The 11784-nt window shown below is 45.9% G+C and carries 6 protein-coding genes; 2 read left to right on the forward strand and 4 right to left on the reverse strand.

The genetic code is table 11. The features are described 5' to 3' along the window. The first annotated feature begins 417 nt into the window (after positions 1-417). Positions 418-2034 (forward strand): malectin domain-containing carbohydrate-binding protein, encoded by a 1617-nt coding sequence (locus tag AC3A8L_RS15120; RefSeq protein WP_487963104.1) that lies wholly within the window; start codon positions 418-420, stop codon positions 2032-2034. Between the two features lie 749 nt (positions 2035-2783). Here AC3A8L_RS15120 and AC3A8L_RS15125 read toward each other — a convergent pair. The 3 genes from AC3A8L_RS15125 to AC3A8L_RS15135 form a co-directional block, all read right to left on the reverse strand. After that, the gene (locus AC3A8L_RS15125) at positions 2784-4298 is read right to left on the reverse strand and encodes a discoidin domain-containing protein (protein WP_487963105.1); all 1515 of its coding nucleotides are present in this window, start codon (positions 4296-4298) and stop codon (positions 2784-2786) included. Between the two features lie 329 nt (positions 4299-4627). Next, on the reverse strand, positions 4628-6691 hold the full coding sequence (locus AC3A8L_RS15130; RefSeq protein ID WP_487963106.1) for a carbohydrate-binding domain-containing protein: 2064 nt from the start codon (positions 6689-6691) through the stop codon (positions 4628-4630). A 513-nt stretch (positions 6692-7204) separates the two neighbouring features. Next, positions 7205-8275 carry an acyltransferase family protein gene (locus AC3A8L_RS15135; protein WP_487963107.1) on the reverse strand — a complete coding sequence of 357 codons (1071 nt, stop codon included), beginning with the start codon at positions 8273-8275 and terminating at the stop codon, positions 7205-7207. A 205-nt stretch (positions 8276-8480) separates the two neighbouring features. On the opposite strand from AC3A8L_RS15135, the gene AC3A8L_RS15140 reads away from it, so the two are divergent. Continuing rightward, positions 8481-9866 carry a serine hydrolase domain-containing protein gene (locus tag AC3A8L_RS15140; protein ID WP_487963108.1) on the forward strand — a complete coding sequence of 462 codons (1386 nt, stop codon included), beginning with the start codon at positions 8481-8483 and terminating at the stop codon, positions 9864-9866. A 417-nt stretch (positions 9867-10283) separates the two neighbouring features. Here the strand turns inward: AC3A8L_RS15140 and AC3A8L_RS15145 are convergent. After that, positions 10284-11784: di-heme oxidoredictase family protein (locus AC3A8L_RS15145; protein ID WP_487963109.1), on the reverse strand; the 1501-nt coding region annotated here is incomplete at its 5' end.

An 11784-nucleotide genomic window follows, 5' to 3' on the forward strand; every position in this document is an offset into this window, starting at 1 on the left:
ACTCCCTTGCTATCCCTGCAAGGGCTGACGCTTGAATACCCAGAAAATGATCAGTTCGCCTTTTGAGTGAGCATGATTTCGAACTCACCTGAATAGTTACGATTCGACTTACTATTTTTTTTGTTTCAAGCACTACATGCCTCGGCAAGAAAGCTAATGCCTAACAGTCGATGCCTAACTGGATAAATTATTTTTCCTCGCCCTTTATGTTAATGCCTGAGTAAAGGTGGTTTCTCAGTCTTGCTGGAAGTTAATATATTTGGCTCTGTCGGTAATGGTTCTTTAATAGTGTTTCTCTACTTTATGGCTTGTAAAAACCATAATTTTTATAACATTTTCTAAGCGATTTTCGCTTTACTCTCAGTTAATAATAGTCATTAGTGAGAGTGAAAATATTAATCATCGGAGTATTTATGTATGTCTTTATCAATTGATGAACGTTTTATTTTCTCGCGTTTGAAGTTAGCAATAACCAGTTGTAGTTTACTGTTTATTGCCTCTTGCACGGGTTCGCCAACACCTCCCGTTAGCTCATCATCGAGCGTTTCGTCTTTGGTTTCTGTGTCTAGCGCCGCCATTCCACCGAGTAGCGCTGCAGCTGTTTCTAGTAGTGCTTCGGATGAATTTTCCTTAGGGAAAATGCTTTACCAAGATCAGTGCGCCGGTTGCCATGAATTACCTACAACGATAAACCTTTCGCAATCTTACAGCCGTTTGGTCAGCTATACCGCAGCAACGATGCCTAAGTCTGACCCTAGTCTGTGCGATACCGCCTGTGCGGAATCTATGTTTGATTACCTTTATAATGATGCCGGTTTACTGTCGGCTTCAAGCAGCTCGGTTAGCCCCGTTATTGTAAAAGAACCTAATCCTAATTTTGTGCCGTTATTTGCAGTCAATTCAGGTGGTAGTGGCGCAAATGTTGATGGGCAAGCTTATGAAGCTGATCGTTATTTTACCGGCGGTGATTTGGGGGGTACAGGTGATGGCATTGCAAATACAAATGCGGATGTGCTTTATCAGTCCGAGCGTTGGGGTGCATTTAGTTATAGCTTCCCGGTTAAGGCCGGCACTTACGACATTACTCTGCATATGGGAGAGTTCTTCTGGGAAGAAGGCGGCGCACGAATATTTAATGTGGAAGTTGAAGGTGATGTGCTGATTAATGGCTTTGATCCCTTTAGTTCAGCCGGCCACGATTCGGCTTATATTGTTCACCTTAATGGCATTAGTGTGAGCGATGGCCAGTTAGACTTGAATTTTTCGGCTTCTGTTGATAATGCCAATGTTGCAGCCATTGTGATTAAAGGGCTTGCAGGTAGCGCCAATATTCCCGAGCCAGCTTCTTGTGGGAATGGGAGTTATCGGTTGTGTTTGGATTTTGAAGACGTTGCGGTGGGGGGGATTCCTTCTGGATTTAACCGTCAAGGTAATATTCAGGTGGTAGAAAACCAAGAGGCGCATAGCGGCACTCGGTCATTACGTTTTGATGCAAGCGAAAGATACACCCATAGAATTCAATCTAATAATGGCTCTTTTGCGGGCAAACATTGGGGCCGTATCTTTTATAAATTGCGTACCCCTACACCCATTCCTACCGATATGAACTCCGACTTCCCTGTTGTACACACAACATTTGTTGAGCTCCAGCATCGCGATTTTTATGCCAGAGTGGTCGATACCGTAGAGCACAGCTCACGTTCGCTTCAATATCTATTTAATGTACAAATGGCTGGCGTATCGAATGAGGACGGGATGGGTACTAACTACGATTTTCGTTTTGAAGACCGCTGGGTTTGTACTGAGTGGTCAATTGATAATACCACGCAAACATTTGACCTATACGTAGATGGTAATCATATAAGCGGTGCTTCAGGGCGGGTTAATTTTGGACTTCCTGCGCCCTGGGGTGGTCTTCCTGATCAATGGGACAGTATTGCATTTGGTCTGAGCTTTTATCAAGAGTCAACGGCTTCTTGGGTAGGTTGGATAGATGATGCCGCTATTTCTTCTACACGTATTGGCTGTGATTAATCATTAGATTAAATATCGGAGAGATTGAAATCAAGTTTATCTTTTGATATTAAGGAGCGTGCACTGAATAAGTTGCTGGAATTTGGGTTTTTGGGTGCTTGCTTGACGAGGCGAAAATATGACGTAATAGCCGGCTATTGCAAATATTTTTAACGAAGGCAAGCGTGTACCCAGGAATTCAAAAACGGGAAGTTATTTAATGCACGCCCCTAAGGGCGTTACCTCCATTAATGAATCACTCGCAAGGTATCTTAATCTGATACCTTTAAAATCGAGGCCTTTGAGTAAGGGCCTCGATTTTTTTCGCCTGTCCTTTATGCGTTTTTTTGAGCGTGAAGGCGATAGAGAGTTCTATATAGTTTAACTAGCTGCCGGCGGCCGGCGGGGATGTGGGTAATTAGAATAATGAAATGAAGTAGAAGCCTCTTTTTTGGCATTGCACCGTCACATGGAAGTGGCTGATTGGAATAACGCATCGGGGCAAGGAAGCCCCTTATTAGACATTGCAGGAGCAAAATGTCGTGGTGCATAATATCTAGGAGCCGTTATCAGGGTGCGTTAAGTCGACAAGCCGTTGTAACGCATTGATGAACGAAGATGGGGCGGTGGAAAAAAGTATTGATTACAGGTGGAGTTGACGTTTTAGATAAGGGGTATTTAAGTTATCAATTGATGAATTCTATGGCGTTAAAATTCGACATTACAAAAACACATGTTTTGTAATGTCGAATCTAAAACTTAAATGTAATCTACTTTCTCAGGATATTAGCTATCGTATTAAACCAATTATCTGCAACCTTTACGTGGCCAACGTCGTTCGATGGATGTACACCGTCAGTGGTGTCTTCAAGGTTGAAATTAGTCCATAAATCGGAGACAAAAACCGGTGAGTTAGGGCGGTTTATACCCAAAGCCCAACTAGGTACAGCCGTTACTAAGTCTGCCACTTTGTTATAAACTGCTTGGCTACCATCGGGTTTCATTTTTGGTATTTGCGCAACGGCAATAACCATATTTGGATTGTAGGCACGCATTTGTTCAACTAGCGTGGTATAGCTTTGTAAAATAGCGGTTGTTCCTGCAGCGCCCCAAGCATCGTTAGTACCTAAGGTCATCATTATCATGTCGGGCTTATTAATTTCCAGTAACGGGCGCAATCCAGATTCCGTTCCAGAACAAAAATTATTATATTCTAACTGAGTAAAATTCTGGGCCGTGGCGCAACTGTGCCCTTCATGCCAAATGCCGCCCCCACAATCATCGGAACGGCTGCCTACAAATTCAAAATTTGTTATCCCGTTGTCTAGAAGCTTGCGATTGAGTATTTTTTTCCAGCAACCTGAACCGCCAGTGATAGAATCGCCTAGCAGCATAATTCGCGGCTTAGTGACGGTGTCTGGGAATGCGCTGGCCCTCGCTGCGGGTTGTACATTTGCAACGTTTTCCGTCGAAGCAATATTGCCCTCATCATCTGTAACGTTAAGGACAATTTGATAGGTGCCCGTTAACGCTGGCGTGAAATGAGTTTGCTGCCCCTCAAGATTAAACGGAACACCCATTGGTGGAATAACGAGCCATTGGTAAGATTCGATTTGGCCGTCTTCATCAAACGATAAGGCGGCATCTAGCATAACGGCCTTGTCGACTTCTACAGTCTGTTCAGCCAATACAAAAGCCGCGCTTGGAATACCCTCACGAGAACCCAAAACCTCGAACTCCCACATTGAAATTCCCCATTCTGTGGCCCTGCGTATGCCTAATAAGCGAACATAACGTGCGCGCGTTACCGGCTCAAATACAAGGGCATCGATGCCTCCATCGCCCGTATATTCTGTTGCTGCGGTTGACCAATTGTCGCCATCAAGCGACGTTTGTATTTGATACTCAATGGCGTAGGCATCCTCCCACGAAATGTTAGCGCGACACAATTTAAAGGTGCCACCTAGGTCAACACTTAACCATTCCCCGTCATTAAATCCACTAGACCAACGTGTGGTTATGTTGCCATCAAATGCAGAGTTTGCTGCCCCGGCATTACCGTCGTTAGAAGACTCGGTGGCAGGCCGGTTAAGTGCCAGATTAGTTAAATTGCCGGCACAAACGTTATCTACAGGTGGTGCGCTACTGGTGCTTGCCGCTAGTGACGAAACCGAAGATGCGTTTTCTGAGCTCGAAGATGACGTAGTGTTGGGGCCAACAACAGCACCACTACAGCCACAAAGTAACAATAAGAGTGTGCTGCATGATATTAATTTTGCGTTCATAAATGCTACTCGAATTTTTATTATTAGGGACGAAGTGCTGAGTATGGGTTTGCACTAACTAAAGTGTGGGATCGCTAATATTTTGGTTTATATAAAGCTCAGAAATAATTAATTTAAAACTTAACGCCAATGTTATGTGGTAGGTATATTTTTCAAAATATAGGAGTCAATTGCCTGTAAATGCGTATGTACAGATAAAACTCTACATTTTTTCTTGTGATCGATGGTTCTCGTTTTTCTAAATCCATTTTGTCATTTGGGTGGTGCTTCCATGCACTCACGAAAAAACGACTGTTTTAGGCGTGCCAATATGCCGAGATAGTTATGTATTAGAAGGCGAGTCTTTTTTGTTTTTGAGCAATCCAAATGTTCGGTGGGAATATCTCGTTGGGTTTCATGCTCTCGTACCACCAGTTTAAATCGCTGGATGGCTTGCTGGTGTTAACGCCTACAAAAACCATTTTAGGGCCGTAGTTTTTAGGCGGCCAAGGCATGCCTTTAGCGCCGGATAGATTCCAGAGCGTGCTGTATGCGGCTGTGTTGTAACCCCTATCGTCTCTACCGCCACTTTTCCAGGTGCGAGTGCTTTCGCCTAGGTAAATCTCTGTAAATAAATTGGCGTAAGGGGCTCCTTTATGGTGATCCAATGAAAGGTCGCGACCGCGCCCTTGAGTGAATACATTGCTGTGGTTGTACCACTCAACGGTTAGATCGTGGAGTATCGCCGATTGAAGATCAAAGCCACGCACTAGGCAATCGGTGGAATGACCCAGACTAATGCCATGGTGGCCATTTCGGTTATTCTCATTAAATAACGTGATGTCTAAAAGACTTAAAAAGTGCGACTCTTTAATGTTAATGCCGTAATCCACATTAATCACGGTGACGTCGCGTATCCAGGAGTGTTGTGCTTCCATTTGGATGGCATTGTAGCCCAGCTCATTAAAGTGTCCGGGATACGATGTAGCGGGGAACTCGACTCTAATACCTTCTAAGCCAACTTCGCCATAGGGTACGGCCGTTGTGTGCAGCTCTGCGGTGTTGGCGGGGTCTACCGCGATAGGCAAGGCGCGCTCAAAAGAAATGGAGTTGTTGTTTACAGCGGTTACCCGGCTGAAAAACTCCATCATTTTATCGCCGACTAAATCGGTGTGCGCATCAGCACCAGAGCTGTAACCCTCGTAAAGTGTTTCGGTGACCATGCGACCGCTGCTGTCGGTTTGTTCTATTTGAATCCAGTCTCCCACTTTAACGTTGGGGGTACGATCCAGCTGAACGGTTTTGGCACCGCGAGCTGCATGAGCCGTAATTGAGGCGATTTTTACACCGTTGTCGTGGCTACCGGTTAAGTTAATAAACGCACCATCGAAGGAGGGGTCGGCATCGGAGACATCACTTAAGTTTTTAGGGATGTAAATAGTGGTCTTGCGGCTGCCTTCGCCCTGTAATACCACGCCGTTAGGAACGTATATTTTATTGGATATAATGTATCGGCCAGCGTCTAGGCGTACTACGTCGCCGTATTTTGCGCTGTTTAATGCGGATTTAATTGCGCTCGTATCGTCATTGTTGTCGCCAGCGCTGGCGCCAAAGTTTCGAGCGTAAATAGTTGGGGCTTTAAAGGGTGGCTCTTCTTCGCCCCAATGATAACCCGCATAAGAAAAGTCGGTTAAATACCCACTGGGGTCATGAGACTCACCGTTTGAACCCCATAGCGTTGAAGTTGTGCCTGCACCGTTATTGATGGATACATCGACATAGTCCAAGTTAATGCTGCCATCAAGCCATAGGAATTTAATTTCGTGGTTACCCTTAGTCAGCGGTACGTTTTTAATGGAGCGCATATTCCATACGGTCCAGTCTGTGCCGGAAAGAATAATAGAGCCCACACTGGTGCCGTCTATAAACATTTTTAACGCGCGCGCCGATGTGTTTGTTGCAACGCGAAAATTAAAGTCGTACATACCGCTCGCATTCACGGTGGTGTTATAGGCAAGCCATTCACCGGCTGTTGTCCAGCCCACGGTGCAGTTGGCGCCGCCTGAATCGGAATACTGCAGGTCGACAGCGCTCGCGCCGCAATCACCGCTGTTTGTTACGGTGCTGTCCTCGAAGGATGAAAATGCCATTGCTTCTATACGGCCTGGTAACTGCAACAATTCTGTTGCTGCGCTACTCGCTTCACCTATCGAGCTATTCGCTGAATGAGATGCTGAGCTTATAGGCGCACTAGACGGTAAATTATTAACTGAAGAGCTAGTGCTACTTGATGGTTGTGGGCTGTTTGATGAACTTGATATTCCGCCAGAGCTGCCATCGCAGGCAGAAATAAACAGTGCAAGCGGCACAATAAATGACTTATACACTTTTAAGTGAATATGAAGATTACGCATGCCAATTACCCTTTGTTGACTTATAGAATAGCTGGCGGCAGTTTAATAAAATATTATGGATGAAAAATGGAGGTTTTATTGCCACCAAATAAAATGAGACAGAGTTGACAAAGTCTGTGAAGGCTTTGCATTCCATTTGGCGCTAAAGTTGCGCTGTATCACACCGGGAATAATCCGATAAGGGGCGAGGCAATAATAGTTTGTCTAATTGGACTAAGGCTCCTACTTTCTCTGCAAAGCGCTTGAAGAGGCCTGCTTTGAGCAACGCTGCTGAGGAGGCAGGAGGCAAGTATTATTGATAAAGTATTTTTTCCTCGTCCCTAATGCCACTATTTCCCTATACGAGTTTGAATCACCATGTTTAGAGCTAACCCCCAGCGTAAAATAGCTATTGCAGTACTGGCGCTGTTTGCGATCTTCGCTGAGTGGTTTTTTTTAAGTGCGGGCTTTCTTATCCACAGGCGCAGTTAAGGAATGGAGGGTGTTTTCTTTTAAATTTTTATCCTTTAGCTTTTAGGTGCCATATATGAACTTTGAATATTTTCCCAGTATTATTTTGGTCGCCATTATAAGGGCGGCCGACAGTAATAATGTCGCTATGAAAAGGGCCAGCCCGTAAAGTGCTAGCGCTATAAAACTTGCTCGCTCAAAAATAGAGGGTGAAATAATTTGTAATCCAATAGCACCAAAGATTGAAATGGCAGGGTGAACCAAGTAGATGCCGTAAGCATGCGTGGCAATGAAGTCCAAGGTCTTGTTTGTTGGTCCTTGGATTCGGTGTAGCCGTTCAATCAAAAAGCATCCAAAGAATATTTTTTGTAGGTAACTGAGGCTCTCAATGGGGTTGAAGGGGAGGTTGATTGCGGGTGAGTATTGATATAAATACCCGATAGGCAAAAACAGTAGGATTGCACTTAGCAATAGAGTTAGGGAGAATCGATTGAATAGCGCTAACGCCTTTTGATAGTGTAGGCCGATATATAATCCTAAAGAGTACACCCCGCCAAAAAAGCACACATTATTAAGGCTGAAGTCTGGCCACACTCTGGAGACGGCTAATGGTGCAAGAGCGGTAATTAATAGGGTGTATTTAAAGGTTGGGTGCTTGAGGGATTTGTAGATAAGCGGTGTTAGTATAAAAAGTACAAGTAGTATTGGTGGGTACCACAGGTGCCCCCAGCTGCTGCCGTTTAATAGGTTTGAGGGGATTGCTTCAAGCATGTCTTGAATGGAGGTAGGTTCTATATGCTCACCGATAAAGACACGCCCAGCTAAAACTGTATATATTCCTGTAAAAAATAAGTAGGGTATGAAAATAGTTATAAACTTTTTGTGATAGAACTGCGTTATTGACTGTTTTTTTAAGACGAGCGAGTACAGAATCCCAGAGATAAGAGCAAAGTATATTGTTGAATTATGAAAGATGGATTCAATGAGTGAGCGTAAGTTATGCCCGGCAGACGATTGCGAACCTGCCGAGTAATAACACGCGGCCCAGCAATGGATCGCTGTAATGTTCAATATCGCAAAGGCTCTGAATGTTTGGATGTTGTGTTGAAATGCGATCTTATTATCGGCTTGCACGACTTTCCCTTTCTAGGTGAGTGATTACTTTAAGCTATTGTAAGTGGCTGGAATGTTAGATCTTCCTTGGCGCCCGAGATTCACTGGCTATTCTGTATCTGTTCTTTTGGGTTCATTTTACACGGACTTAATCTTGCCGTGTCGCATCTTGGCTGTTATTTTCGCAAGCCTCACCATCTACCCTTATTTCTTCATTGGAATCACCATGTTTAGAGCTAACCCCCTACGTAAAATAGCTGTTGCAGTACTGGCGCTGTTTGCGATGTTGCTATTACTGGCTGTTGTATTTGCTTACCGTGGGGGGTATACCCTGCGTTACATCACGGCTGCGCCGGCGATGTTGGTGGGGTTTAGTGCAAAAATGTCTTGCTCGCTGCACTATGTGAGCAAGCAGACTAAAGTGCAGGTCCATAAGGATATTGTGTCTTACTCGCTTTTATTTGGCTTCCCTTCTGTGGTGTATAACGACGAGGCGCGCCGCGTAAGTGCATCGTTTTTGGGTCGGCAGCAACAGGCGCAATACCGTGAAGGGGCGGGCTGTACACTGGTGGACGACGGTGAAGTTTTACCGGCTATTACCGATTCGGCACTCTACCGTGCTGATGGGGTTGGGCAAGTGTCGGTGACGTCAGCGCTGGATGCGAAACTGAAGGCTTTGTTGGTGGAGGATAATACCGAGCAGCAGGATACGCGGGCCTTGTTGGTTATGCGTGCCAACGGTGATGTGATTGGGCAGGCGTATGCCGAAGGTTACGATGCACAATCGTTATTTTTAGGTTGGTCCATGTCCAAAAGTTTTACGGCTGCAATGATTGGGAGCTTGCAGTATCGCAATGTGATAGCCGCTTTTGACGATGGAGGTTCCAAAGCATTATTCCCCGACTGGGCGAACGATACGCGCAATAAAATTGAATTACTCGATTTATTGACCATGACATCGGGCCTCGATTTTAGCGAGGTTTATGAGCCGGGTAGTGATGCGACTAAAATGTTGTTTGAAGATAAGAGCAGCGCTCAGCGGCCATTGGCAAGTTCGGTTGCTTTTCCTGCGGGCGAGCATTGGCTGTATTCGTCTGGTACGGCTAATTTACTTTCCTTATATGCCCATCGCGCGCTGGGTAATAGCATCGAAAATTCTCAACGGTACATTCAAGAATATTTATTACATCCCTTAAATATGGGCAATGCTGTTTTAGAGCTAGATCGCGACGGTATTTTTGTGGGTAGTTCTTTTATGTTTGCAACGGCGCAAGCTTGGGCCAATTTAGGTGCGCTGTATTTAAATGACGGTACGCTTAATGATTATCAAATACTCAACCCCGGGTGGGTTCAGCAAGCTCAAATGCCCAATTCATCCAATAACGATTCCCGCTATGGCTTCCAGCTTTGGCTCAATCAGGGTAATGGTCATGAGCCTTTGCGTTGGCCATCGCTGCCGCCTAAAAGTTTTGCGGCGCGGGGCAATCGTGGGCAGTTAGTGATGGTGGTACCGGAATATCAGTTGGTTGTTGTGCGCCTGGGCTGGGGAAAACCTAAATACCCTACGGATGCGGCGGTGGCGAAAATATTGGATCTTCTCCCCTCAGAATAAAAGCGCCCCTAAGGGGCGTGCATTAAATAACTTCCCGTTTTTGAATTCCTGGGTGTACGCTTGCCTTCGTTAAAAATATTTGCAATAGCCGGCTATTAGGGTCGAGGAAAAAATACTTTATCCAATAATACTTGCCTCCTATTTCCTCAACAGCGTTGCCCAAAGCGTTACATGCCCCGGCATGCGCCCCTTCAAGCGCCTTGTTGAGAAAACAGGCGCCCTCGTCTAATTGGACAAACTATTATTACCTCGCCCCTTACGCCCTATTTTCGCCTCGTCAAGCAAGCACCCAAAAACCCAAATTCCAGCAACTTATTCAGTGCACGCCCCTAATCTTTTAATTGGAAAATGGCAGGCCAAAAAAAACCTCGCAAAGGCGAGGTTAGGGGTTGAAGGGGGAACGCTTGCGCTTAAGCGCTATAGTGATTCAATAAAATCGACTACGGCCTGTTGATCCGAAGTGCTTAAGGCGTTGTAATTTAAACGCGAAACCTTTGCATCACCACCATGACGGCCAATGGCATCATCAATGGAGGTTGAGGCACCATCATGCATGAAGAGTAAAGGTAGGTCGAGCTTGTTCAGTAGGGTGATATTGTGACTTAGTCCCCAAAGTGCAGGTGTGCGGTAGGGTTGGTCTTCGCCTAAGTCCCATAGCTTCATATCCGTATAGGGTCGGATATTAATATTGCGTAAATATGATGGTGCATCGTCGCGGGTTCGTGCTTCGGGTTGGTGGCAATCAGCACAGCCGATCTCGCTAAAAATAATATCGCCGCGCGCTACCGATGGCTCATCGTAAACCGCTGGGCGACGGTTGGGTACGGTGAGTACTTCGGTGTAGTGGGTAATGGCTTCTAAAACGCGCTCAGGAAGATGACTAGCTTCTACGCCGTGGTCTTCACGTAATGCATTACGGATTTGCTCCTCAACCGATGCTGCGCCTCCATCCCAGCGGAAACCGGTTTCACGACCTTCCATCCACTCCAGTAATTTTACTCCGTATACCGGTGGCGCAATACGTGGCCCGCGAGGTGTTTCAAATACTTCGGCACCGCGGCCATCGCGAATATGACACCCACCACAAGCAAACTTACCAATTTTAACTACGTTATGTTCACCCAGGCGTTGTTTCGGATCGATGCCGTGGAATAAATGGTGGCCAACAATAAAGTCATTCATTAAGGCCTCGTCGTGTACCGTGACCATGGGTTGGGTAAATATGGCTTCTTGTTCATCATAAATATCGGCACCGGGTGCGCCTGCAATAATCATGGTGGTGCCTGCGCGGCCTGCCATATTTAAGCGCGGGTCGCCGTAATTTCCCCAGCCAAGGCCTACCGTGTAATACGAAAAATCGTTATACACTTGCGAGCCAGCGGTGGCGGTAATTTCAAATTGAATAACTTGGCCGTAACTAAATTCACCGCCAAAACCGGTGCCGGCATTGTAAGTAAATTGCTGTTGACCATTAGAGTTGCCCGCGTGGTGGCGCGCGGTTTCTACCCGCAGAATACCGCCATTGGCTGTGTGGTTTAATTCAACATTACCGGGGGCGTCGTCAAACCAAACGGTGTAGCGGTCAAGGTCTCGCAGTAGGCTGTTGTTGTGGCAGGCGTCAGAAACCGCCGCGGTGCAGCCGTCATGTGCAACTGGGTGTCTCCAACGCATCCAGTTAGATGAGCCATCGGTAAAGGCGGGGTAATTATTAACGTCAACCGATGTGCCTGATGTAAATAATGCCGTGTGAATCCAATCGGTACCGGGCAGGCTACTCATCGCCAGTGGATGCTTGTAGCGGAACCAGTAGGTGTAAGTCCCTGAGCAAGGAATACTCAGTGATGAGTTGGCCAGAGTTGCCATTTTAAAGGTTTTGTTGCCGTCTTCTGAGCAATGCATTTGCAGGCCAGAATCACCG

This window comes from Marinagarivorans sp., assembly GCF_982758155.1.